18 protein-coding genes are annotated in these 26490 nt (G+C 47.7%); 10 read left to right on the top strand and 8 right to left on the bottom strand.

Going from position 1 to position 26490, the window contains the following annotated elements; translation table 11 throughout:
* Positions 1-9 precede the first annotated feature (9 nt).
* The 3 genes from GC096_RS03470 to GC096_RS03460 are packed head-to-tail and all read left to right on the top strand — an operon-like array spanning position 10 to position 8905.
* Positions 10-7182 (top strand): non-ribosomal peptide synthetase, encoded by a 7173-nt coding sequence (locus tag GC096_RS03470; RefSeq protein WP_171628910.1) that lies wholly within the window; start codon positions 10-12, stop codon positions 7180-7182.
* A 29-nt stretch (positions 7183-7211) separates the two neighbouring features.
* Positions 7212-7439 (top strand): MbtH family protein, encoded by a 228-nt coding sequence (locus tag GC096_RS03465; protein WP_171628909.1) that lies wholly within the window; start codon positions 7212-7214, stop codon positions 7437-7439.
* Positions 7436-8905 carry a DHA2 family efflux MFS transporter permease subunit gene (locus tag GC096_RS03460; RefSeq protein ID WP_171628908.1) on the top strand — a complete coding sequence of 490 codons (1470 nt, stop codon included), beginning with the start codon at positions 7436-7438 and terminating at the stop codon, positions 8903-8905. The genes GC096_RS03465 and GC096_RS03460 overlap by 4 nt, the downstream gene beginning before the upstream one ends.
* 582 nt (positions 8906-9487) lie before the next feature.
* On the opposite strand, the gene GC096_RS03455 is transcribed toward GC096_RS03460, so the two are convergent.
* Positions 9488-10360 (bottom strand): AraC family transcriptional regulator, encoded by an 873-nt coding sequence (locus GC096_RS03455; RefSeq protein WP_171628907.1) that lies wholly within the window; start codon positions 10358-10360, stop codon positions 9488-9490.
* A gap of 174 nt (positions 10361-10534) precedes the next feature.
* On the opposite strand from GC096_RS03455, the gene GC096_RS03450 reads away from it, so the two are divergent.
* Complete coding sequence (locus tag GC096_RS03450; RefSeq protein ID WP_171628906.1) at positions 10535-10969, top strand: GNAT family N-acetyltransferase; 435 nt, start codon at positions 10535-10537, stop codon at positions 10967-10969.
* A gap of 192 nt (positions 10970-11161) precedes the next feature.
* Here GC096_RS03450 and GC096_RS03445 read toward each other — a convergent pair whose 3' ends face one another.
* From GC096_RS03445 to GC096_RS03430, 4 genes are read right to left on the bottom strand one after another with little or no spacing between them, the layout of a single operon-like run.
* Complete coding sequence (locus tag GC096_RS03445; RefSeq protein WP_171628905.1) at positions 11162-12262, bottom strand: GerAB/ArcD/ProY family transporter; 1101 nt, start codon at positions 12260-12262, stop codon at positions 11162-11164.
* Positions 12263-12284: 22 nt separating this feature from the next.
* Positions 12285-12518, bottom strand: a complete 234-nt coding sequence (locus tag GC096_RS03440) for a hypothetical protein (RefSeq protein ID WP_171628904.1) — start codon at positions 12516-12518, stop codon at positions 12285-12287.
* 6 nt (positions 12519-12524) lie between these two features.
* Positions 12525-13712 (bottom strand): Ger(x)C family spore germination protein, encoded by a 1188-nt coding sequence (locus GC096_RS03435; protein WP_171628903.1) that lies wholly within the window; start codon positions 13710-13712, stop codon positions 12525-12527.
* A 37-nt stretch (positions 13713-13749) separates the two neighbouring features.
* Positions 13750-15336, bottom strand: a complete 1587-nt coding sequence (locus GC096_RS03430) for a spore germination protein (RefSeq protein WP_376769469.1) — start codon at positions 15334-15336, stop codon at positions 13750-13752.
* 126 nt (positions 15337-15462) lie between these two features.
* Between GC096_RS03430 and GC096_RS03425 the strand changes: the two genes are divergently transcribed.
* From GC096_RS03425 to GC096_RS03400, 6 genes are all read left to right on the top strand, one after another.
* Positions 15463-16908 (top strand): DEAD/DEAH box helicase, encoded by a 1446-nt coding sequence (locus GC096_RS03425; protein ID WP_171628902.1) that lies wholly within the window; start codon positions 15463-15465, stop codon positions 16906-16908.
* Between the two features lie 477 nt (positions 16909-17385).
* On the top strand, positions 17386-18330 hold the full coding sequence (locus GC096_RS03420; RefSeq protein WP_171628901.1) for a carbohydrate ABC transporter permease: 945 nt from the start codon (positions 17386-17388) through the stop codon (positions 18328-18330).
* Between the two features lie 18 nt (positions 18331-18348).
* Positions 18349-19176, top strand: a complete 828-nt coding sequence (locus GC096_RS03415; protein ID WP_171628900.1) for a carbohydrate ABC transporter permease — start codon at positions 18349-18351, stop codon at positions 19174-19176.
* 144 nt (positions 19177-19320) lie between these two features.
* The gene (locus GC096_RS03410) at positions 19321-20670 is read left to right on the top strand and encodes an ABC transporter substrate-binding protein (protein WP_171628899.1); all 1350 of its coding nucleotides are present in this window, start codon (positions 19321-19323) and stop codon (positions 20668-20670) included.
* Positions 20671-20777: 107 nt separating this feature from the next.
* Complete coding sequence (locus tag GC096_RS03405) at positions 20778-22568, top strand: cache domain-containing sensor histidine kinase (protein ID WP_171628898.1); 1791 nt, start codon at positions 20778-20780, stop codon at positions 22566-22568.
* A 3-nt stretch (positions 22569-22571) separates the two neighbouring features.
* Positions 22572-24194 (top strand): response regulator transcription factor, encoded by a 1623-nt coding sequence (locus GC096_RS03400; RefSeq protein ID WP_171628897.1) that lies wholly within the window; start codon positions 22572-22574, stop codon positions 24192-24194.
* Positions 24195-24646: 452 nt separating this feature from the next.
* Here GC096_RS03400 and GC096_RS03395 read toward each other — a convergent pair whose 3' ends face one another.
* From GC096_RS03395 to GC096_RS03385, 3 genes are read right to left on the bottom strand one after another with little or no spacing between them, the layout of a single operon-like run.
* A complete protein-coding gene (locus GC096_RS03395) occupies positions 24647-25198 on the bottom strand; it encodes a D-glycero-alpha-D-manno-heptose-1,7-bisphosphate 7-phosphatase (protein ID WP_171628896.1) in 552 nt (183 codons plus the stop codon).
* A complete protein-coding gene (locus tag GC096_RS03390) occupies positions 25195-25899 on the bottom strand; it encodes a nucleotidyltransferase family protein (protein ID WP_171628895.1) in 705 nt (234 codons plus the stop codon). The genes GC096_RS03395 and GC096_RS03390 overlap by 4 nt, the downstream gene beginning before the upstream one ends.
* 4 nt (positions 25900-25903) lie before the next feature.
* Complete coding sequence (locus GC096_RS03385) at positions 25904-26488, bottom strand: D-sedoheptulose-7-phosphate isomerase (protein ID WP_281366723.1); 585 nt, start codon at positions 26486-26488, stop codon at positions 25904-25906.
* Between the last annotated feature and the right edge of the window lie 2 nt (positions 26489-26490).

Genomic DNA, 26490 nt, shown 5'->3' with positions numbered 1-26490 from the left:
GTTGCTTACATGCTAGTCGCTTCAACGCTGCGTCTTCCCTTGTCGGGTGCGCAATCAGGCATCTGGTATGCCCAACAGCTGGATCCAAGTAATCCCATGTACAATACAGGGGAATATGTCGAGATTGACGGACCGGTCGATCCGGTAACCTTTGAAAAATCGCTCCGCCAAGTCGTGCAAGAAGCGGAATCGCTTCATGTGCTATTTGAAGAAGATGGGGAAGGTCCGTGGCAAGTTACGAACATAAGCTCATCGTCCTGGCCTTTTCACTATATAGATGTCAGTCAACAAAGCCAACCAACCCAAACCGCACGCGCTTGGATGAACGAAGATCTTGCAAAGCCTTGTGACCTTGGGAAAGGACCTTTATTTACGGAGGCGCTGTTTAAAATAAAAGAAGACCGCTTCATTTGGTATCAACGCATTCATCATATTGTGATGGATGGCTATGGGTTTGCCCTGCTCACGAAGCGGGTAGCCCAAGTCTATACAGCGATGATGAATCATCTTCCACTGGCGGAGGGGAGCTTCGGCTCCTGGCAGCTAGTTTTGGACGAGGATGCAGCGTATCGCCGTTCGGAGAAGGCGCAGAAGGACCGTGAATTCTGGTTGCATCGTTTTGCCGACGAGCCGGATGCGGTCAGTCTTGTAGATCGTTCTCCTCGTCCTTCCGATCATTTCTTACGATGTACAACGGAATTGTCTTCGTCTGAAGCAAGAAACCTGCGCAGTGCAGCCCAACAACATGCAGCGGCATGGTCGGATCTTGTGCTAGCAGCGGTAGCCTCGTACTTACACCGACTCACTGGAGCTCCAGAAATTATCCTCGGGTTGCCGATGATGGGAAGATTAGGCTCTGTGTCTCTTAATACACCTGCGATGGTGATGAATATCGTACCACTTCGATTAACCGTGAAACCTGCGATGACGATCTCAGAGCTAGTACAGCAGGTTGCGCGTGAAATTCGCGAGGTTCGTAAGCATCAGGGCTACCGTCATGAGGAACTGCGGCGTGATCTGAAGCGAGTAGCGGATAACCGCAGATTGTTTGGTCCGCTCGTGAATATCATGCCTTTCGATATTAACTTGAATTTCAACGGATTTGCGGGCAGCAAAACGAATTTATCAGCAGGTCCTGTCGATGATTTGGCGATCAATGTGTATCTGAAAGCAGATGGCAGTGGCTTGCAGGTCGATATGGATGGGAATCCAGAGCTGTATACCCAAGTGGAGTTGCAGGCGCATCATCAGCGATTTGTGCAATTGCTTGGCAAGCTGGCAGCTGCTCCCACGACAGAGCCCATTGGGCGAATCGAGCTTCTTGCTGTCCATGAACGCACAGAAGAGCTAACACGATGGAACAATACGGCACGCACGGTGCCTGCCAAGAGATCTACGGATTTGTTCGAAGTTCAGTCGGCATTGAGCCAGGCCAGCACGGCTATCCTTCATGATGAAGAAACCGTGGATTATGGTACTTTAAATGCGCGTGCCAACCAGCTTGCTCGCCTGCTTATTACGTTAGGTGCAGGACCGCAGCGCATCGTGGCACTTGCCTTGCCGCGTTCGATTGATCTGATCGTCAGCATGCTGGCAGTGCATAAAACCGGTGCTGCCTATTTGCCGCTCGATATTGAGTATCCTGCGGACCGCATTGGGTATATGCTCGATGATGCTCAGGCCTTAGTCACGATTACCAATACAGAAACGTCGACGCGCTTGCCTCAGACAGGTGCTAATCAGGATCAGTTGGTCCTGGATCAACCAGCTACAATTGAGCAGTTAGCTTTACTTGGTGCTACAAACGTATCGGATGAGGATCGTCTAAGTACGCCTCTCATGTCGGACCCCGCCTACATTCTATACACTTCAGGGTCTACAGGTAAGCCGAAAGGTGTGGCGATTTCCTATGGGAATCTCACGAATTTCCTCTTTGCGATGCAAGATCAGTTTCAGCTAGGAGCCGAAGATCGGTTACTGGCAGTTACCACTGTTGCCTTTGACATCTCCGTGCTCGAAATCTTTTTGCCTTTGCTGCAGGGCTCACAGCTTCTTATTGCTGACAAGCGTACGATTCAAGATCCGATGGCGTTATCTAAAATCATTCAATCTTCCGGTGCCACGCTGATGCAGGCCACACCGTCACTTTGGCATGCCCTTGTTGAGCAAGCCCCAGAGTCACTGCGAGGCCTACGCATTCTAGTAGGCGGTGAGGCTCTGGCTAACGGATTGCTGCGCGATCTCCAAGCGCTCGACTGTAAAGTGACGAATCTGTATGGACCGACAGAAACGACGATCTGGTCGACGCTTATTGCACTTTCCGAACAGGACAAATACAACAAGCCTCCAATTGGTCGGCCGATCTGGAATACGCAGCTGTATATTCTGGATAGCGGCTTGCAGCCTGTGCCTGCTGGCGTAACTGGCGATTTATACATCGCTGGTGATGGTTTAGCAATTGGTTACTTGCGCCGTCCTTCGTTGACAGCGGAGCGCTTTGTGGCTGATCCCTATGGCCCTCCAGGCACGCGGATGTATCGTACCGGTGATCTTGCTCGTTGGCTGCCAGATGGCAACTTGGATTACTGCGGCCGTGCCGATCACCAAATCAAAATCCGTGGATTCCGCATTGAAATCTCGGAGATTGAAACGGTCTTGACCGACTATCCGGACATTCTCAAGGTAGCGGTTGTTGTACGAGAAGAGCAGCCTGGTGATAAACGGATCGTCGCTTATCTTGTAGCGGCTAGCGGGGCTGTAGTTGATGCAGCGGCGTTGCGTGAATATTTGGCAGCGGGATTGCCGGACTATATGGTCCCATCAGCCTTCGTTTTCCTCGAGGAATTACCGTTAACACCGAACGGCAAGTTGGACCGTAAAGCTTTGCCTGCACCTCACTATCAAGCGAACACGGCAGGTAGAGCGGCACGTACGCCACAGGAGGAAATCCTAAGCGAACTATTTGCTGAAGTATTGCGTGTTCCACGCGTTGGCATTGACGATAACTTTTTCGATCTAGGTGGGCATTCCTTGCTCGCCGGTCGACTCATGAGCCGCATACGTGAAGTCATGGGAGTTGAGCTGGGCATCGCGAGCCTGTTCGAGACGCCAACGGTAGCTGGGATTGCGAAGCGGATTGATTCGGCGGCAGCCGCTAGGCCACCTATTCGTCCGGCCATTCGGACGGCGAAAGCTCCGCTTTCTTTTGCCCAACGTCGCTTATGGTTCCTCAATTGTCTGGAAGGGCCGAGCCCAACCTATAATATTCCGCTCGTGGCACGTTTGTCAGGTACGGTGGATGATGTGGTTCTGCAAGCTGCGGTGCAAGACATCGTTCAGCGGCATGAGACATTGCGTACGATTTTCCCAGAGCATAATGGGGAAGCTTCACAGCTTGTTTTGGATGGAGCCGATTGTCCGGTATATCTGCAAACCGCATCGATTTCGGAGTCTGAGTTAGAAGATGAGCTTGCGCTTGCTGTACGTTATGGATTTAATCTAGCCACAGAACCATCGTTCCGTGTTCATTTGTATCACCTAAGTGAGAATGAGCATGTCCTGTTGTTGCTTCTTCATCATATTGTTGGGGACGGGTGGTCACTGGATCCGCTGACCCGGGATCTGTCCGCTGCCTATGAAGCTCGCACGCGAGCTGAGGCACCAATTTGGTCGTCTATGCCGATACAGTATGTGGACTATGCGATCTGGCAGGAGCAATTGCTAGGGGATGAAAGTGATCCGAATAGCTTAATAGCACGTCAAGTGGACTACTGGCGCCATGCACTTCAGGATCTGCCGAATCAGTTAGAGCTGCCAACCGATTATCCGCGTCCAGCGGAGGCGACGCATTGCGGAGATACGATTACGATGCGTATTGATGCAGATTTACATAGTCGCTTACTAGTATTAGCTCGTGAAAGTCGTACCAGCCTGTTCATGGTCATCCAGTCTGGATTATCGGCTCTACTTACAAGATTAGGGGCTGGCACAGATATACCGCTGGGTAGTCCGATTGCAGGACGCAACGATGATGCGCTTGGCGATTTGGTCGGCTTATTCATTAATACGATTGTGCTGCGGACAGATACTTCGGGTGATCCAAGCTTCCGTGAACTGTTGGAGCGTGTAAGAGCTGTGAATTTGGCAGCTTATGATCATCAAGATGTGCCTTTTGAACGGTTAGTTGAAATTCTGAACCCTGTTAGATCGAGAGCCAGACATCCGCTGTTCCAAATTATGCTTGCCTTCCAGAACACCCCCGAACCAGCGCTTACCCTCCCAGGTATGGATGCGGAGCTTAGGCTGGATACCGTGGGACGTGCGAAGTTCGATCTCACGATTGAATTCCGTGAACGGCGAGGGGAAGATGGTACGCCAGCGGGTATCGATGGCTGGTTCGAGTACACGAGTGACTTGTACGAACGTGAAACCGTGGAGAAGCTCGCATCTCGCTTACAGCTTCTGCTGGAGCAAGCTTGGGCAGAGCCGGATAAGGCGATTGGCTTACTGGATATTTTGACAGCGGAAGAAAGATTGGGCCATGCCAGAAGTGCTGAGCGTTGGATGAAAGAGCAGTCCCCTGTATCTACCAATGTAGTGACGTTGTTCGAGGCTCAGGTTCAGCTGTATCCAGATGCCGTAGCAGTTGTCTATGAAGGGGAATCCCTCACCTATGCCGAGCTGAATGTACAGGCGAATCAACTGGCCCATTACTTGATTGCCCAAGGTGTCGGACCTGAGCAAATCGTCGGGTTACTCCTTCCGAGGTCAACACAGATGCTAGTCGGCGTGCTCGCCGTGTTGAAAGCAGGCGCGGGATATTTACCGCTGGATCCAGATTATCCGCTGGATCGCTTGGCATTCATGCTGGAGGATACACAACCTGCTTGTGTAATTGGTTGCTTGGAGACGGCCGCTATTCTAAGCGGTGAGGAAGTATTAATCGTGGATGAACCGGCGACGAGTGAAATTCTGAGTCGATACATCGAGTTTAACCCAACGGACGATGATAGGACTGCGCCGTTATCGCAGGATAACGTGGCCTATATCATTTATACGTCTGGTTCGACGGGTAAACCCAAAGGTGTCGTCATCCCGCACAGCAATGTCGTGAGATTGTTCTCAGCGACAGAGGATTGGTTCCATTTTGATGAACAGGATACGTGGACTTTATTTCACTCGTATGCATTCGATTTCTCCGTATGGGAAATATGGGGCGCTTTACTCCATGGTGGACGTCTCGTTGTAGTGCCTCATCGCATTACGCGTTCGCCAGATGAGTTCCTAAAACTTCTGTGTGACGAGCAGGTTACCGTACTTAATCAGACGCCATCGGCGTTCTACCAATTGATGCAAGCTGATAAAGAAAATCCGCTGCAAGGTCAGGCGTTGGCGCTTCGTTATGTTGTTTTTGGCGGAGAAGCCTTGGACTTGGGCCATCTGAAAGATTGGTACGACCGACATGAGGATCATGCACCTACGTTAATCAATATGTACGGCATTACGGAAACGACGGTTCATGTCAGCTATAATCCGATTACGCGCGAGATGACCGAAAGTAAGGCAAATAGTCTCATCGGCGGTGCGATTCCTGATCTTGGCGTATATGTGTTGGATGCTCATTTACAGCATGTGCCGCCGGGGGTAACTGGCGAAATGTATGTAGCTGGTGCAGGTCTTGCGCGCGGTTACTGGAATCGTCCTGGCTTAACGGCAGATCGCTTTCTTGCAGATCCTTATGGTGCGCCGGGTACGCGGATGTATCGGACGGGCGATTTGGCTCGCTGGCGTCAGGATGGGACGCTCGATTATATCGGACGCATGGATCATCAGGTCAAAATCCGCGGTTTCCGCATTGAGTTAGGTGAAATCGAAGCGGTCATTGCACAGGTTCATGGTGTGTCGCAAGCTGTGGTTATTGTGCGTGAGGATACGCCTGGGGATAAAAGACTAGTCGCTTATGTCATCACAGACTCGCAAGTTGAATTGGATGTCATGGCACTTCGTCATCAGGTGGGAATAGCTTTGCCGAGCTATATGGTGCCATCAGCTTTCGTAGAAATTGCGGAGCTTCCGCTCACGGTGAACGGCAAGTTGGATCGCAAGGCGCTGCCTGCACCGGATTTCTCTTTATCTGCTGTAGGCCGAGGGCCTCGTACGCCGCAAGAAGAAATTCTCTGCGATCTTTATGCAGAGACGCTAGGACTGCCGAGAGTCGGCATCGACGATGGTTTCTTCGATCTCGGAGGCCACTCGCTGCTGGCTGTGAAGCTCATGAGCGGCATTCGCGAAGCGCTTGGCGTATCCTTGAGCATCGGCACGTTGTTCGAGGCACCAACCGTTGCCGGCTTAGCGGAGCGGTTGGAGGGCGGCGGCAGTGAAGGTGCGCTTGAGGTACTGTTGCCGCTAAGAACGAGCGGTAAACGCTCGCCTCTGTTCTGCATCCACCCAGCAGGAGGTCTTAGCTGGTGCTACGCAGGCTTGATGAAATCGCTTGGGCCGGATTATCCGATCTATGGTCTGCAAGCGAGAGGTATTGCAAGGCCGGAGCCGCTTCCTGGCGATTTACTGGAAATGGCGGCAGACTATATCTCGCATATTCGCTCCGTGCAGCCGCATGGCCCGTATTATTTGCTGGGCTGGTCACTAGGCGGTAACGTAGCCCATGCAGTTGCTTCGCTTCTACAAGGGGATGGCGAGGAAATCGCGATGCTTGTGATGCTCGATGCGTTCCCGAGTCACTTCCTGCCGCTTCGCGAAGGTCCGAATGAGGAGGAAGCGCTCATTGCCTTGCTAGCACTAGGTGGGTACGACCCTGACAGCTTAGGGGATAAACCGTTGGATATGGCGGCGGCTGTGGACATTTTGCGCAGTGACGGCAGTGCATTAGCTAGCTTGGAGCCATCCGTCATCATGAGCTTGAAGGATACTTATGTCAACTCGGTGCGTATTTTGGCCACGTATCGACCAGGGAAATTTGCAGGCAATCTGCTCTTTGTCCACTCCACAGTGATTCCGGATTGGTTCGAGCCCATCGCGCCAACGACGTGGATGGATTACATCGATGGGGAGATCGAGCAGTATGATCTGGCCTGCCGGCATAAGGATCTGTGTCAACCGGGTCCGTTGGCCGAAATTGGCCGTATTTTATCCGGGAAATTAGAGGCAAGGTATCGGGAGTAACTAATTAGAAGACGAGGAGAGATGAGCAAGTGAGCAATCCTTTCGAGGAGAAAGATGACGCGTTTGTCGTGTTGATTAATGAATTAGGCCAGTATTCACTCTGGCCGGCTTTTGCCCTTGTGCCTGCAGGGTGGATGCAAGTGTTCGGGCTGGATCGAGAAGCTTGCTTAGCTTATATTGAGTCACATTGGACGGATATGCGTCCACAGCAAGCTTCCGAGCGCAAGTCCGAAGTGACGGCTGGAGAGAGAGGATGACGGAGTCCAAGCTTCTGAACCCTCGAACGGTTATCCGAATGGTCTACGTAGCGGCGATGTTCTTAGTCGCCATGGATGCCACCATTGTGAATGTGGCGCTGCTGTCTATTTGTGAGGAGCTTCAGATCTCACCGGCAGCTGCCGGAACTGTAAATATTGGTTACTTAGTTTCCGTGGCGCTAGTGCTGCCCATGGCGGGTTGGTTGGGTGATCGTTTTGGCGGCAAACGCATGTTGATGATCGCTGTAACGCTATTCACCGTTGCTTCCGTGTGCTGCGGATTTGCATCAAGCCTTGGCGAATTGATCTTCTTCCGCATCCTTCAAGGAATTGGCGGAGGCTTGATTGCGCCTGTTGGGATGGCGATGTTGTTCAGAGCGTTCCCACCTCAGGAGAGGGCGAATATCTCACGTTCCTTGATTTTGCCTATTGCAGTAGCTCCTGCTGTTGGTCCTATTGTGAGCGGATTTTTCGTGGAACAATTAACTTGGCGTTGGTGCTTCTACATTAATATTCCCATCGGGATTATCGCCATTATTCTGGGGATGATTTGGTTAAAAGAAAGCGGTAAGCAGGCAGTCGGCAAGCTCGATCTACCTGGGTTTCTGCTTAGTGCACCTGGCTTCGCTATGCTGATCTATGCACTGAGTCAAGGGACGGCACATGGCTGGCGCTCGCCTGAAATTGTCATTACAGGACTGACCGGCTTGATCTTCCTCGCGGCATTGGTTTTCGTTGAGCTACGGACGGCGCAGCCCATGCTCCAACTGCGCTTGTTCGCGGATCGCCTGTACCGTACGACAGGCATGATCGCACTGTGTACCGCAGCGGGGCTGCTCGGCATGCTCTTTATTTTCCCGCTGATGTATCAGGATGTGTTCAAAGCGTCCGCGTTGCATACGGGCTTGACGACATTTCCCGAGGCGCTCGGCCTCATGGCCGCGTCTCAGCTCATGCCGTGGACGGCGAGGAAGCTCGGCCCTCGCCGGATCATTCAAATCGCGCTGCTCTGCGCGATGGTGGTTTTCGCTTTGCTCTGCCTGGTGAGCGCAGACACGAACCCATGGCTGGTCCGCGGGCTGCTGCTCAGCGGCGGCCTGACTTTGGGGCACACGGTCGGAGCGATCCAGCTCCTGGCCTTTGCCCGGATTGAGCCGCCTCAGATGGGGCAGGCGGCGACGCTCTTTCAGGTGCAGAACCGACTAGGTTCTGCGCTGGGGGTGGCCTTGCTCGGCAGCCTGCTGGCGGCCGTGTCAGCAGCTACGGCGGATGCCGCTGCTGTTGGAGCCGCCAGCGAGGCGACCAGCCGAGTGGCGTATCGGGTCGCGCTGCTTGGCGCGGCCGGGTTTCTTGTAGTAGCGTGGGGATTCTCCCTCACGCTACGGGAGCGGGACACCGCGGGCGTTCAGTACAAGAAGCCCGCGGTGAGTAGCGCGCCGAAGGAGAAGGCCTCGGTCAGCGTCTAGATGACGGCCTTCTAGATGTCAGCCTCCGGCGGATGACTCATCAACCTCTACGCTGTAGTGATGAAAAACATCACTACAGTAGCAGGATGCACTGAAAGCTGCTCCTACATGCCAATAGTGATGTAATCTAACCCCAAAAGCTCCTAATTCCTGCAATTATGCAGGAATCCAGGAGCTTTTCTATATGCTACTGTAGAGATCCTCCCAGTCACCTTGGCCGTTAACGGGGAGTGAGGCCAAGGTTGTGGGGATACACCCCTCTTAGCTTTGCTAACGGACACCAACGACGTTATTTGCTTGGATTCAGAGGTTTCGAAAATCTAACGGACGCATAGGCCGCTATTTACCAAATATCAGATATATTTGGAGTCATAATGCTCAATTAACGGCTGTTGTGTCCGTTAGATTCTGAAAAGACCTAATCTATCTGATATAACGGCATTCATGTCCGTTAGGTGATGGAAAACAACAACTAGTGATCGAGCAGAATTCCTGCGTGGGGGGGGGAGGTTGGGTTGGGGTTCATAAGCCCAGCGGGAATCCCTGGAGAGAGGCCCCCTCGCGATCTAGCAATTGCTTTCACTACATCCTCTTCACCGGTACCCAAATTTCACTTCGAAACGTTGGCGAAGTTGTATCCTTATCCGCGTTCCACAGCATTTCGGGTCCAGCGACTTGTTCATAGCCAGAGGAAGGGAACCATTCTGAGTAGATGCGTCCCCATACATTTTGCAGCGTTTCGGGGAACGGTCCGATAGCTTCGAAAACGGCCCACGTCGAGGCAGATACGTCGAGTTGTGCGAAATTGTCGGGACACGGATTCGTTGTAGCAACGCCAATATAGTGGTCAAGCTCTCCCTTTTCCTCCATGCGGCCTTCGGAGAAGTTGGTAGAGGCACTTACCAGGCCAATGGGCTCGACATTGGAGAGTTGTTTAAGGGTGTTAATTAAGTCCACGTTCAAGCTTTGCCACATCGCAGCAATTTCAGGATTAACGCCGTTAAAGATAATGGGCACTCGTTTGTGAATGCCGACAATATGAAACGCTTCTTTTTCCTCAATACGATAATTCATTTCATTTCCTCCTTGAATGGTGATTTGGAAGGTCATAGGCGGATAGGCTTTCAATGATTGCCCATTCAGTCTAGCTTCTGACGGAGTAATGCCATGTAAAATTTGAAAAGATCGCGTGAACGAATCCGGTGAGTTATACCCGTATTTGATGGCGATATCAATGACTTTAATAGTGCTGTCTCTGAGCTCAAAAGCGGCAAGACTGAGCCGTCTGCGGCGGATATACTCGGATAGCGGAATGCCCGCGAGAAAGGAAAACATACGCTTGAAATGATATTCGGAGCATAAGGCAATTCGAGCTACTTCATTCGTGTCGATCGTGTCTGTCAGGTTGTCTTCGATATACTTGAGCGCGCTGTTCATATTTTTAAGCAAATCCATCGTTCTGACCTCCTCTATCCATAGAATAGCAGGAATTGCAGATGGTTATCCGACATTTCGTGCACAAGTTTGCAGGGTATTCCGCGCAAGCGAAAAGAGAATATCAGATAGGCAATGGAATGTAGTATTATAGATGGAAATCAATGAACCCAGTTCAGTAGAGGAGTAGATACGATGGAGATTATGTGGAATCAATTTGTTATTAGCGATAATAAAGAACGGCTAGATGTAGATGTGATCCAAGGTTTCCTCTCACGAAGCTATTGGGCGAACAAACGACCGGAAGAAAGGACGCTGCGCGCGATTCAGAACTCTGTCTGCTATGGCGTATATGAAGGGCGCAAGCAAGTTGGCTTCGCTAGAGTCGTAACGGACAATGCGACGATGTTTTATCTATGCGATGTATTTATTGATGAAGACTACAGAGGCATGGGGATCGGTAAGAAACTAGTGGAAAGCTTGATTACCTGTGATGAGTATAAAGACCTCGTAGGCTTGCTAGGTACGAAGGATGCGCATGAGCTGTACAAGCAGTATGATTTTGAACATGATACAGAGCGATACATGCGAAGGATGCCTGATTATGTAAGGAACATGGCTCGTAACTAAGTTTGATAAATATCTCTCTATAAAAAGGAGCCTAGCCATGATGACTCTACCCATCAGAGAAGCTACGATCGACGAATCCGAACTCATCATCCCAGAGAATATTCGGATGTACGAACGGTTACATTATGAAGTCATCGAGCACAAGTGACGTTTTTGTCATGTTGGATGAAGAAGCGATAACGAACTCCCCATTCATTTGTTCAACCTGCCTGCATGTCTAAAATAAGATACGATCAACAAAACTAAAGGCAGGAACAGCCCGATAGTTAGGGCAAATGGAGGCCATATATTAGAAGCGAAATCTCGGAAATAGATGATGTTCGGGTAAACAAGGAAGGCGAGTGCAAACAGCATAAGCGCACTTGGCACGATGAACGGGCGATAGGTACGCAAGTTAAGGATTTGCTGCAGTCCAACCAGTGAGCTATAGAAGCAAATAACGAGCTTGAAATAGATGGTGACAAACCAAATGATCGCGACCAATACTTCGATGCGTTGGATGAATCCGCCGAGCTGGATTTTTTTAGCTAATGTGTAACTAGGAAACGTATGGCGTGAGGTGAAGTCCCAACCAAGTACGACGATACATAATACAGTTATGGTGAAAATAACCAAACCACCCATGAAGCCTGCTTGAATAAATCCTTTGCCTTTTTTCAAATTGGTGTGAATAGCAGGATAGATCATCAGAAAGACGACCATTTCCAAATAGGGAATAGAAAGTACCGATAAACTTCCGTGGATAATTGCTTTGGTACTCGCTTCAAATATAGGTGGTAAGCGTTCCATTTTAATCTGTGGAATCAGAAAGCCAATAAGCACACAAATACACAATAGAACCCAAGGTAGAAAAGCCTCCCCAGAACGGGCAATCACTTCTAAGCCTAACCCTGCTCCGAACATAATAATCAGCAGGAATACAAAGTGAATTACTTGAATGGGCGTCTCTGGCATAATGATGGTTGTAATAAAATCACCAACATTACGAAGAACCAACGAGGCTATGATAAGGAAAAATAGATAGAAGAGGATGCTGATGCATTTACCTAACCATTTTCCTAGGATCAACTCGCTATAGGCCATTAAGGAGTGATTGGGATACCGATTACCTAGCGTAACATAGAGGCTTATCACCGCTCCCCCTAGCGTGATACCTAGTGCGGCAGAGATCCACCCATCTTGATGGGCAAAAGACGAAAGGACAGAAGGCACGATTAAGATTGTACTGCCCAAGCTGAATAGCAAAACTAATATTTTAAATTGGCGCAGATTAATTTTCTCTTTTTCGAACATCGCTGACTCCTTTGACTTACAGCTACGTGAGTAAGGTTGTGATCATTTTCCCCATGGGACTGAATACGTAAGTGATCACATCTAATGGATTAAGCAGAGGCAACTTTAAACTAACAGCTATACTCATTAGGGCGGAAATGCTGAGAGATAGAATGAAAAACCAAATTTCTCTGTGCTGTTTCTTAGCTTTTAACAGAGAGATCTGAACCTTCAGTGCCCAAAGCGAGACAAGAACAATAATAAGACTCCAAATCATACGTAATCACTCCATTTGATCAAGAAAAGATTCAACAACCGAGCCCGTACGGCGAATTCTGGCATGCACTGCCACTTGAACCGGCAGGTCAACAAAGGCTTGATCCCAGTTATCTTTCATGAGAATCCATTGTTTATAATTCGCACGGTGAATGGCAGCTCCGAATCCGAATATATCTGACTTGTAGGATTTCGCTTTCGCTACGGAGTCTAGGATCGTCTGCTTAATTTCTTCATTCAATTGTTCTTCAATGGCTTGTATGGTATTGGTGGAGTTTAAGTTTAATTTACAGGCTACCTCTCCGATATTTGCCTCGACGAGAACATTGACGAAGGCCTGTGGTTGTTGCTTTACAAATTTTGCTTGGATTTTGGACCGCGTGCTCATCAATTCTATGGACATTTTGCCGCCAGCTTCACACGGAAGAGCAACAACCGTACTTTGGATGTTACTCATGGCATAATTATATCCTTTGCTTTCTCTGTCTGTTAACCATCCAACAAACTGATCTTTATGGAAAACACCTAAGCTCTTATACTCCAAGGTTGCTGGCGGAAGAACAGAATTTAAGTTCTCGCGAGACTTCGCTTTTTCCGGGTCCCCTTTAATATGAATACTCGAAAGCACGGGATCTTTACCTGGATCCACTAAATCGTAAATAAGTTGATGCAAGTCAACATTGGTGGTAACTCCCCAATTTTTCTCGGAAGAGATGAGAGAAGTATAGAGCTTGTTAGCTGGAATTTTCTCGAGTGGTGTCAACACTTGTAGGATATCATTAGCCGTAGCATTCCTAGCTAATAGGATATTGAAGTCTGAGCGCAGTTCGTGATCTCTTGACAAGAGATCTAGTATCTTGGATATGCCATCTTCGGCCATTCCTTCTCCAATGACAAGAATTCGTAAATGGGATGAAAGTATTTTACGTGGTGAACTCGTCGTTAGCTTGCGGAACGATTCGAATATCGTACTCCCGCTGCTTATCTGGAGTGTCACAACGGGCTGTCGCTGGCCAACACCTTTCGTTGATGTGATTTCATCGGAGTTGAGTAATTGGACCGAAACATGATAATGATCCCCTAGTTTATCAATGCCAATAGCTGTTGCAATGGAAATCTGATCAAGCTCCTTGCGGTTCCAACACCCCGTTACGATCAGCATAATGAGGAAAATAAGTACTGCACGTTTAATCATTGTTTGGATCACCTTCCCCAGATTAGACTGAACACGCTTAGGATTCTGGTTTCTGTGGAGGATTATAGGTTTGTTTCTCTCTATTATTTGAACTAACGAAGCTTGGACGCTTCAACAAGGCCCAATGAGGGAGGCGAATGAGATTATCTTTCTGATCCTCCAGATTATAGGGCGCGAATGGAGCTAGGTAAGGAACGCCAAAAGAACGCAAGCTGCATAAATGCAGCACCAGAGCAATAATGCCAATGAGTATCCCATATAGACCAAGAGATGCAGCGAACATCATTAGGATGAAACGGATCATCCGAATGGAAATGCCCATGTTAAACGAAGGGATAATAAAAGTAGAGATGGCTGTAATCGCGACGACGATGACCATTGCTGGCCCCACTAATCCAGCCTCAACAGCGGCTTGTCCAATGACAAGCGCACCAACAATGGATACGGCTTGCCCGATGGCACGAGGCATTCGGATTCCGGCTTCCCGCAGGATTTCGAAGGTAACTTCCATGAGAAATGCTTCAACAAACGCAGGAAAGGGGATCCCTTCCCGATGGGCAGCAATATTAATGAGCAGTGTTGTCGGAATCATCTCTTGGTGAAAGGTCGTCACAGCAATATAGGCAGCAGGAGCGAGTAAGGCTATCATCAGCGATATATAACGGAGAATACGGATTAACGAGCTAATATCTGACCTTTGGTAAGAATCCTCCGCTGCTTGCATAAAGTGCGTGAATACGGCAGGTACAATGAGAGCAAATGGTGTGCCATCTATCAAGATTGCGATTCGTCCCTCTAGAAGTGCTGCTGCAACAACATCGGGTCGCTCTGTATTGAAGATGGTAGGGAATGGCGAATAGGCTTCATCCTGGATGAGCTCCTCGATGTAGCCACTCTCGAGAATTCCATCTATATCGATCCGTGCTAAACGGGTACGCACTTCCTCGACAATCGAGTCATCCACGACTCCTTTGATATACATGGTGGCAACATCGGTCTGGGTCACACGGCCAATCTGCCTGGTTTCCATCCATAGATGAGGATCTTTGATTTTCCTTCGAACCAATGCGGTGTTCGTGCGCAAGGTTTCGGAAAATCCCTCGCGAGGCCCTCTTACAACAGTCTGAGAGGAGGGCTCTGTGACCCCTCGATCTTTCCATTCACGTGAGCTCGCGCAGATTGCTTCGCTATATCCATCCACTAAAATGACCGTATCACCAGATAAAATCATATGATAGAGCGTTTCAAAGTCGGACGTGCCTGTGATTTCACCTGATTTCAATAAGTACTCTTTGATTAAAGGTAAAGGTGCTATGTCATCTAGCTTAGGTAAAGCCACATCGCCAGATCGATAATCGATAAGAAGGGAGTCCAGAATTTCTTTGACATTCGCAAGTCCATCTACATACACAATGGCAGCCTTACAAGGAGGCACGGTTGGTATCATCATTCTTCGAATTACAAGATCGGTGCTATGACCTAGTCCCTCTCCGATCGTGAGCAGGATCTCTTCTAGGTTATCTGGCATGGTGTGAATTTGATTGGCTTCACGAATACTGGCTGTATCCGGTTGGTATTTTTGTTTCAGTAATTTTTGCATGAAGGTAAAGATAGAGTTCTTCATGGAGCGTACCACCCTGAATTGTTTTTGTTACTATTGCCGAATAATGGGTATTTCAGTCATGTTTTTTCTTTTCCGCCTCCAGATGTAGTAGAATAGAGCCACAGCAACAAGAAGGGGAGTCAAATCGTGACGACAAGAAGCTTTAACGATTATCAATTAAGTGAGGATATCACGCGTGCGCTAACCACACTCGGTTATACACAGCCGACAGATGTGCAGCATAAGGTGATTCCAATCGCGCTGCAGGAGCGGGACCTGACGGTCAAATCCCGCACGGGGAGCGGGAAAACGGCGTCATTCGGCATACCGATCTGTGAGTTGGTAGAGTGGGAAGAGAACAGGCCGCAGGCACTCATCCTGACGCCAACACGGGAGCTCGCCGATCAAGTGAAGCAAGATATGACGAACATCGGACGTTTTAAGCGGATTAAGGCGGTAGCCCTGTATGGGAAGCAGCCATTTGCCAAGCAGAAGATCGAACTGCATCAGAAGTGTCACGTGGTCGTCGGTACACCGGGACGTGTGTTGGATCATATTCAGAAAGGGACGCTGGACGTAGAGCGCCTGAAGTATCTGGTCATCGATGAGGCGGACGAAATGCTGCGGATGGGCTTCATTGAGCAGGTGGGCGCGATCATTGATGAGCTGTCGACGGATCGGATGACGATGCTCTTCTCGGCAACGTTGCCGAAGGATGTAGAGCAGCTGTGTCATCAGTATTTGCGGAATCCAATCGATATCGAGATTGTAACGCCAGAAGCTGCGAAGGTTCAGATTGAACACTCTCTCATCACGGTGCGGGAGAACGAGAAGTGGCCATTGCTTCAGAATGTGCTCGTGATGGAGAATCCGGAGAACTGCATTATTTTCTGCCGGACACAAGAGCATGTCGATAAGCTCTACACACAGCTCGATCAGTTGGATTATCCATGTGATAAGATTCACGGCGGTATGGTGCAAGATGATCGCTTCCTGGTCATGAATGCCTTCAAGCGCGGAGAGTTCCGATTCCTCGTGGCCACGGATGTCGCGGCGCGTGGGATCGATGTGGAGGACATCACGCATGTCATCAACTATGATCTTCCGATGGAGAAGGAAAGCTACGTACACCGAATCGGACGAACAGGACGAGCAGGGAAGACGGGCAAGGCGATTTCGTTCGTAACGCCGCATGAGGACAAGTTCCTTGCGGATATCGAGGGCTATCTTGGCTTCGAAATTCCAAGGAAGGATGCACCGGATTCCGAAGAGGTTGCCGCCAAGCAGGCTGCCTTCGATCAGAAGATGCAGGCGACGCCTGTGATTAAGCGGGATCGTAGTGACCAGTTGAACAAGGGCATCATGAAGCTCTATTTTAACGGGGGCAAGAAGAAAAAGATTCGCGCCGTCGACTTTGTCGGCACCCTCGCTAAGATTGAAGGTGTCACCGCGGAGGATATCGGCATCATTACGATTCAAGATAATGTGTCGTACGTCGACATTTTGAATGGTAAAGGGCCGATGGTACTCAAGATCATGAAGAATACAACCATCAAGGGGAAACTGCTGAAGGTGCATGAAGCGAATAAGTAGTAGAAGGGACCAGGATGCCGTCAGGTGTTCTGGTTTTTTTGTTTATCTAAGTGGTGCGGAGGCAAATAACTGGATTTTATACATTTAAAAAGACAGGTTTTTGGTGATTAAAGCAAATAGATGGATTTTCTGCTGTTAATTTCATCCAATTGAGCGCGACGAGCTACTTTCGGTGGAAATAGATGTAGAAAACCCATCTAATCGCTGAAAATAGTGGATTTCCTAAAATTAACAGGAGGTTTTCCAGTTAGTTTGGGTTCGTGTCGTTAAAGCAGTGTCTAGCGGCTCGGGCCTGTTCATTAAGTTCGAAAAGGGCTTTATTGCGCGGCTGAGCATCCAAATCGGCTGTTTTATTTTTATTCCATCATAGTAATCGACGCTGCAGGTTAAAATATTACTCGAAAGGGTCAAATCTGTGACTTATCCATGAATCGCACACAAGGTAGACTATAGAAAACACGACATGGGGTGAATTTCATGGCTAACCATATACAATCGCAAGCAGGCAGTATCCCAAGAACGAAAGTGAAATCAAAACAGTCAAAACAGCAAATTCGAGAGAATTTGGCCGGATATCTTTTTGTTAGTCCCATGGTCATCGGCTTATTCGTATTCACGTTATTTCCAATCATCGCATCTTTCTTCTTGAGCTTTACCGATTGGAACTTTGTTGCCGGGTTCTCGAAAGCGAAATTCCTCGGGTTGGACAACTTTACCAAACTCATTCACGATAGTGTCTTTCTACTTTCACTCAAAAACAATATGATTCTGATGGTCGTTGTTCCGTTAACCCTCATTGTTTCACTGGTTTTGGCGGTACTGATTGATAAGCAAGTGTATTTCAAAGGTTTTTTCAAAGTTATTTACTTCATTCCGTATATCTCAAGTGTGGTTGCGATAGCGATCATATTTCAAGTTCTCTTCCATCCCACTTATGGGCCGATTAATCAAACCTTAATCGATTGGGGGATTGCTAATCCACCGAAATGGTTGGCTGACCCTGATTACGCTTTGTACTGTGTAATGGGACTTATGGTGTGGATCAATATTGGGTACAACATGATTATTTTCATGGCGGGACTTCAATCCATTCCGAAAGATCTGTATGAAGCAGCCGATATAGACGGTGCATCCAAATGGAAGCAATTTTATAGCATTACCGTACCTTTACTGTCACCAACAACATTCTTCTTGCTCGTGTCCGGAATTATTGGAACGTTCAAAGTATTCGACGTCATTTCCGTACTGACCGGTGGTGGACCGGCGAACTCAACAAGTGTAGTCGTGTACCGCTTATACGAAACAGCCTTCATTAATCTGCAATCCGGCTATGCGTCTGCTATGGCAATTGTGCTTCTACTACTCGTACTCTTGATCACGTTAATACAATGGTTCGGCCAACGTAAATGGGTCAATTATTAATAGAATGGAGGTTAACCCATGGATAATAAAAAAAGTCTCAAAAAGATAATTATTACGATCGTGATGGCGCTCTTCGGCATCCTGTTCATGACACCATTCATTTGGATGATCTCAGCATCCATGAAGCCTGAAGCCGACGTATTCATTTTCCCAATACAGTGGATTCCGAAACATTTTAACCTGATAGAGAACTATAAAGAGGTATGGACGACGAAATTTCCTTTGTACTATTGGAATTCGATTAAAGTTACTGTGATCACTACGGCCTTATCTGTGCTATTTTCATCCATGGCTGCTTACGCTTTTTCGAAAATTAAATTCCGCGGCTCGAATGTGATCTTCGTTCTCGTTCTTGCTATTTATATGGTTCCAAGTCAGGCGATTCTCGTACCACAATTTATTTTGCTCCGTTCAATGCACTTGTACGATACACATTTAGGACTTATTCTTCTAGGATCTTTCAGTGTATTGGGTACATTCATGCTGCGTCAGTTCTATCTAGGTATTCATGATGAGTACATGGAATCTGCTAGGATTGATGGCGCAGGTCATGCCCGCATTTTCTGGACGATCTGTACACCGCTTGTACGTCCTGCGATTGCAACGTATGCGATCCTGCGTTTTATCTGGACGTGGAACGATTATCAGAACCCACTTATTTTCCTAAGAGACAAATCCTTATTTACGCTTCCGCTCGGCATCTACTCTTTTGCCGACTTAAATGGTAATTTCTACTCCCTGATCATGGCAGCATCCGTTTCTGCAATCTTGCCTTTGTTGATTATTTTCATCATTGGTCAGAAGCAAGTTATTGAAGGGATTTCCATGGGTGGGGTAAAAGGCTAAACACAGCTACAAGCAAGATGTCAAAATAAGAGTGCATGAGGTTAAAATATTGCCTCGTGTGCTCGAACGAAGTTTGGTACGATTCGTCATGTAAAGGTTTTCAGTTAGCGCAACATATACAAATATCTTCTTGGAGGGGTTTATATGAAAAAGAGTTTACTCGTATTAAGCGGCGTTCTAGCAATCAGTGCTGCATTGACAGGCTGTGGAAGTAAAAGTGAAGATAAACCAGCAGAAACGTCTGGCGGTGCAGCAACTTCTTCAACAAAAGCACCTGTTACGATTAAGGTACAAGGATGGTACACAGAAGCACAAGGGAACTGGAACAAAACAGTTGAAGCTTATACTGCAACTCATCCGAACGTTAAAGTGGTTTATGAGAGCATGTCCGAGAAGGGCGATTCCCAAGAAGGTATGAAAAAGCTTGATCTACTAGCAGCTTCCGGCGAGCAAATGGACGTAGTAATGTACTCTAGTGCTTCTGACTTCGCACAACGTGTAGGTGCAGGGATTCTTGAGCCTCTTGATGAGTATTTGAAAAAAGATAACATTGTTGTTAAAGACGAGTACAAACTTGATCCAGTGGTGAATGGTAAATACTATGCGCTTCCTGGTAAAATGATCGAATGGTTCGTCTTGTTGAACAAAGACAAATTAGACGCAGCTAAACTTCCAGTTCCGACAGAATGGACTTGGAATGACTACGCGGAATACGCGAAGAAAATGACTTCTGGTGAAGGCGCAGCGAAACAATACGGATCCTACTTCCACAACTGGAAAGACTACGCACTTCTTGGTTTGAACAACAATATGGAAAACCCATACCTAGTGAAATCCGATGGTACAGAAAACATTGATAATCCGCAGGTTCGTTTCTCATTGAACCTACGAAATCAACTGGAAAACGTCGATAAAACGTCCGTACCTTACGCGGAAGTTGTTTCCCAAAAAATGGCTTACCGTGATGTATTCTACGCAGGTAAAACAGCGATGCTAGCAACAGGTAACTGGATGGTTGGTGAGCTGTCGCAAAACGCGAAGTTCAATACGGTATTCGCTCCGTATCCGAAATATGATGCGAAAGATACAAACGGTCTAACCGAAGTTGGCGCTGACTTCATGGGTGTTGCTGCGAACTCCAAAAACAAACAAGCCGCTTATGACTTCGTTAAATGGTACACAACGGAAGGTATTCAAACGCAAGGTCTGTTCTTCTCTGGTTGGAAAAAAGCGGATATTAACAAAAACGTAGACGCGATCCTAGCAAGCGGTAAACCAGATCAAGTGAAATTTATTGACAAAACTTCCTTGTTAGCTACATTGAAAGTTAACAAGGCAACAAAATTAGTTGTTCCTCCAACGTACGCTTTGCAACAAGAGAAAGAATATTTAACGCAAGTTGAGTTGTACTTAACTGGAAAGCAAGATCTTGACAAAACAATTGCAACAGCAAAAACGAAAATCGAAGACATCAGAAAAAGTAATGCAAAGTAATCGGTAACGATTAGGTTAACTTTACTGGTATACTGTGTATAGGAAGCAAGAGGAGGCCTTATGGCCCCTCTTTTTTCCCATTTTATTGGGAAAGGCGGGAAAAGTTAGTGCTTCAATGGTTTCGCACATTATCTCTTCGTAATAAATTAGTACTGACGATTCTGATTTGTCTGGTATTACCGTCCATCATATCGATGAATGTATCGAATCTGTTCACACGGGATGCGGTTCGTTCGCAAGTGGCAGACAGTGCAAAGCAGTCTATGCGTATTGCGAGCCAGATTGTAACTGGACAATTGAAGAACATGGTGTATATGATGAATTTCATTCAATTTGATGTGGAGCTAAGAAAGCAAATCCTCATGCTAGGTCATGTGGATGACACGACGACAATTGGGGACATTTTTCAAGCGAAACTTTCAATAAATAATCGAATTACAACGGTCAATGATACGCTTGGGAATATGAATGTGACATTATTACTCCCCAATGGGCAGTATGTAGCTTCCTATACGACCATTAATTTCGACCCGAAATCATTTTTGGAGAAAGAGTGGATGAAGGAAGTAAATCAGGTAACGGGTTATAAAGTACATTGGATTGGGACTGAGCCTAATTACAATAGTGAGTCAAAGCAACCGTACTTGCTAGCAGCAGCTAAGCCACTTGGATTGAATGGTACTACTTATGGCTATGTCATTGTTGGGCTTGAGTTGAATGCTCTTCAGGACTTGTTTGCACAATATAAGGAAAATGAAACGATGGTCATCATTGATGAGAAAGGCCGAGTCTTGGTTGATAAGGATTCTAGTCATATCGGCACACAATTTGCTAATTACGATCAGCTTCCTTCCGAGGAGGGTTCCTCCTTTGTCAAGGTAGCGGGTGAAGAGTATATTATGCAGAGTAATCAAATAACGCCCAACTGGAAACTCGTCAACATGACGCCTTACAAAGCGGCAGCACAGCAAATCGAGTCGTTTCGGAAAACAGATTTCCTTATTCAACTCTTCTTTTTAATACTGTTCGCACTTGTGCTGCTCTATGTGGTCCGTACATTGACGAAACCTATCGCCAAGCTTGTCCAAACCGTCGTGCGAATTGAGTCTGGTCAATTAAGTGAACGATCGAACATTAGCGGCGGGGATGAAGTCGGTCGGCTCGGCTATGTTTTTGACCGGATGATCGATCGGATCGAGTTGACGCTCTTCGAGAATAAGCGAGAGCAAGAGCTCAAGCGGAAGGCAGAGCTGGCGATGCTCCAGGCACAGATTAATCCGCATTTTCTTTTTAACGTATTGAATTCCATTCGGTTGAAGATCATGATGAAAGGCGATGAAGAGAATGCAGAATTGATCAGCTCATTGTCTGCCCTCTTGCGCATGACCATCAATCGCAATAACGAATACATAACACTCCATGAAGAGATCGGGATCAACGAGCACTATGTTCGTTTATTGAATTCGAGGCACGGGGATCGGGTTGTCCTTCGAGTATCCGCGGCTTCGGACACCCTTCTTATTCAAATTCCGCGTTTCCTCTTGCAGCCGCTTATTGAGAATGCGTATATTCACGGCCTTAAAAGTAAAGCAGGTGAAATAACGATTATTTCCCGACTTGTTGAGGATGGCAGGCTGCAGGTAGAGGTCCAGGATTCCGGTGTTGGCATGACGCCAGAGCGGTTGTTGGAGCTTCGCAATCATTTAGAAGCCAGCCCAATAATGCCTGTAGCGGAAGAAGGAAGCAGTCCTTCCCTATCGGGGATTGGTATACATAATGTGTTTGAGCGGCTTCGGATGATTTATGGTCATTATTTCGATTACAGCATTGAAAGTAGTCTGGGACATGGTACTCAGATTATTCTGCTCTTTCCACAGCAACCTGAGAAGGAGGTGTAACCTATGTACACCGTCATGATTGTAGATGATGATATTCCAGTTCTTGAATTTCTGAAGACGACGATAAAATGGGAAGAGCTCGGTTATCAATTGACTGGCGTTTATGCGAGTCCTCTGGATGCGCTGAAAGCTGGTCAGCAATCCAAAATCGATGTTTTGATCAGCGATATTGGGATGCCTGAGATCAATGGGTTGGAATTAATCAAGTCCCTCCGCGAGGAGGATCCGAACGTGAAGGCTGTGATTCTTTCCTGTCATGATGAATTCCATTATGCGCAGGCGGCCGTTAAACTTTCGGTGAGTGAATATATATTGAAGGAAACGATGAACGTCAGCAATATCACGGAGGTATTGATCAGGCTTAAAGAGCAGTTGGATGCAGAGGATCGTCAGCAGTCGAAGAGCCGCAAGCTGGAGAAAGAGGTGTCGCAGCAACGCGGCGCGTCGAAGCGCCAGTTCATCCGAAGCACTGTGAATGAGCCGTTATTTGATGCTGTAGAGTGGAGCACCAAAGCGGAAGATTTTGGGATAAGGCTTACGAAGCATGCGGTTCTGCCTGTTTTCGGCTATGCCAATCGGGTGAAAGAGGCGAATAGCCGGTTTCAATCGACAGATTTATTCGAATATACGATTCAGAATATCGTGGAAGAGCTGCTCGTTGATCAAAAGGAAGTGACCCTGTTCACCTACGATACGGGTGAAATTGTATTGTTATTCCCGCATTTCTCGGAGCTGCATGTAAACAACAGCCAGAAGATGGAGCAGACGCTGCGGCAGCTGCAGGCTTGCTTGCAGAAGTATGCGAAAATCTCCTTTTCGTTCATCACAGGGACTCCGGTGAAGGATGTTCGGGCGTTGAAGGATCAATTAATTCGTATGGTAGAGGCTAAGGCGATCCGATTCTACATGCCAGAGTCCTCGATCAGCAAGCTTGAGCATTTGCGGGAAGGATTCGGGGACGGCGGGGAGCTGCTCGCTCAGTATGCGCAGGCGTTGGATGAATTCCGCGGCGTGGTGTTCGATGAGCGTGCAGAAGGGATTGATGCCTTCGTCTCGAAGTGGGTCGATTACATCCAGTACAATCGGTTCCGCCCTCTAGAGGTGAAGGATTGGCTGCTCAAAATGATCCTCGATGTGCGGATGCGCCTCAAGTCGCTGCAGCACTATCAATCGACGTTTTCCTCGGAGTTGCTGCATCACGATGTGCATGAATTGTCCTCCATCCGCGAAATGGAGCTGTGGCTCAAGGATTATTTGCAGCAGGCCATCCAGTGGGCAGGACAAGTGTATCGGGAGTCGCATAATCGCGAGATTCTCGAATGTCAGCGGTTCGTGTACAACCATCTCGATACGAAAATATCACTGGAAGATGCCGCGGCGCATCTGCATCTGCACCCGAGCTACTTGAGCCGCTTGTTCAAGCGGGAGACGGGCGAGAACTTCATCGAGTACGTGACGCGGATGAAGATGGAGAAAGCGAAGGAGCTTCTGGAGATCACGGATAAAAGCGTGGAACAAATCTCGGATATGCTCGGCTACGAGAATAAGAACTACTTCGGCAAGCTGTTCAAGGCGCATACCGGCTTCGTGCCGAATGCGTATCGAGGGCAGACGAAGGGGAGCTAGCTAGTGATCCCCGCTGTGAAAGCACAAAAATCCTGCAAAATACTTGCAGGATTTCCTTCTAAATGTGGCTAATAATGTGCGGAAGAGAAGAATCCCCGTCGGCGATCGCGTGCTAGCGCACAAATATACCCTGTTAAATGGAAAACATACAGTTAATTCTCGCAAATTCCTCCAAATTTCACGATTAGATGGAATTTATGTGGTTAAATCATCGAATTTCATCGATATTCTCTCGAAATCTTGAAATTACATGGATAATTTCCAGTTAAATCACGGAAACACGAATTAATCATGAAATTAGCTGTACAAAATACAGTTAATCTAGTGTTTGGTTCACGGCTGCCGCAACAAAAAGGGACGTACTCTTCAAGTACAGTCCCTTTTCTTGTATTTCTCCATAAACGCTCCGTCCTTGAAGGACGGCGGAGGCGTTTTTTTTCACATGTGATGACTTATTTACATGTTCCGAAAAAACGCTCAGCTGCCTCACCTACATGCTTCACAGTAAACGTAGCCGCTGTAGCAGTACTTGCCTCACCGTTGCGAATCAAGATCGTGGTTCCGACTCCAGCACGCAAACCTGCTTCGATGTCACTCTCTTTATCACCTATGATCACCGATGAGGCAAGATCCAACTGAAACTCTCGCATGGCTTGCAGAATCATACCCGGATTAGGCTTTCGGCAACAGGCATCTTGCTTGTATTCACCGATGCCATGTACCGGGTGGTAGGGACAAAAATATACGTTAGCAATCCGGATGCCATGCGCCTCGAATTGCTCCGTCATCCATGCCGTTAACGCCATAAAGTCGTGCTCCGTGTAAAATCCCCGGCCAATACCTGCTTGGTTGGTTACGATGATGAGTAGAAACCCCGCATGCTGGAAACGTAAGAGTGTTTCGAATATCCCTGTGCTAAACTCGAAATCCTCTACTTTGTAAACATACGATTTATCAAGGTTAATGACACCATCCCGGTCAAGCAAAAGCGCCTTCGGTCTCATCCGTCCCCACCTCCAGTGCCAAGCTCAGACTTCGCACGCGCATAGTCTTCCGGAATGCCGATATCGATAAAATAACCTTCACTCGGGAAGCCATACAGGTTAAGCTTCTGTGCACCAGGATTTCCTAGAAATTGCTCGAATGAAAATGGGGCTGACAGCTCGAACGGATCCCATATATCGGTACGAGCTACGTATACACCACCATTAATCAAGCCAGATTCGCACATCCGTTTCTCCTGAAAGCTGAGCACCTTATAGTCCGAACTTACGATAACGGCACCGTATCGGTCAAATTGTTTCATCGGCTTAAGTGAAAGCGTCAAGTCCGCAGCGCGGTCAATATGAACCTGTATCAACTGCGGGATATCGACGTGGAACAACGTGTCTCCATTTACTAACAGCACCTGATCGCTGGCAATCTGAGTCATCGCCTTCTTGAGAGCTCCTCCGGTTCCTAGTGGTTCTTCTTCCACCGAATAGGCGATTCTTATTTCTCCGAAACGATGGCCGAAATAGGAGCGAATGGCTTCATGTTTGTATCCTACCGCCAGGATCACCCTGCGAACCCCTTGCCTCTCCAATCGCTCGAGAATGTATTGAAGAAATGGTTTGCCCCCTACGGGAGCCATCGGTTTGGGTAAATCCCATATAACCCCCCGCAAACGTGTCCCCAGCCCGCCAGCTAAAATGATTGCTTCCATAGGGTTAAAATCCCTTACCAAATATAGATTCTTCTACGATCGCGCACAAAATATGGCCAATCAGAATATGCGCTTCTTGAATTCTCGGGGTCTCTTGGGAGGGAATTCGGATGCAGATATCGCAGAGGTCAGCCAAACGGCCTCCTGACTCACCAGTTAAACCAATTGTCGTGATCCCCTTGGCACGGCACATTTCTAAACCTCTAATGACATTGGGGGAGTTACCGGAAGTGGAAATGCCAATAAATAAGTCTCCACTTTGGCCGTTAGCTTGAATTTGCCGTGCAAACAACTGTTCATATCCGTAGTCGTTTCCGATTGCTGTAAGAATGGAGGTATCCGTCGTAAGTGCGATGCAAGGCAGGCCCGGACGGTCGAAATAAAAGCGGCTGACGAATTCGCCAGCAATATGCTGGGCATCGGCCGCACTTCCTCCATTGCCGCCGAGCATTATTTTATTACCATTTCGGTAAACCTCGATCATTTTTCTAGCTGCCTGCTCGATTAAATGAAGTAAAACTCTATCCTTAGCAATCGCCCGTTTGATCTCCATTGCCCGTATAATTTCGCTGCTAATATATGCTTTCAAAT

It is taken from the genome of Paenibacillus plantarum (genome assembly GCF_013141695.1).
GTDB lineage: Bacteria > Bacillota > Bacilli > Paenibacillales > NBRC-103111 > Paenibacillus_E > Paenibacillus_E plantarum.
The sequence above is the reverse complement of the archived record's forward strand: the minus strand, read 5'-3'. Positions and strand labels throughout refer to the sequence as shown.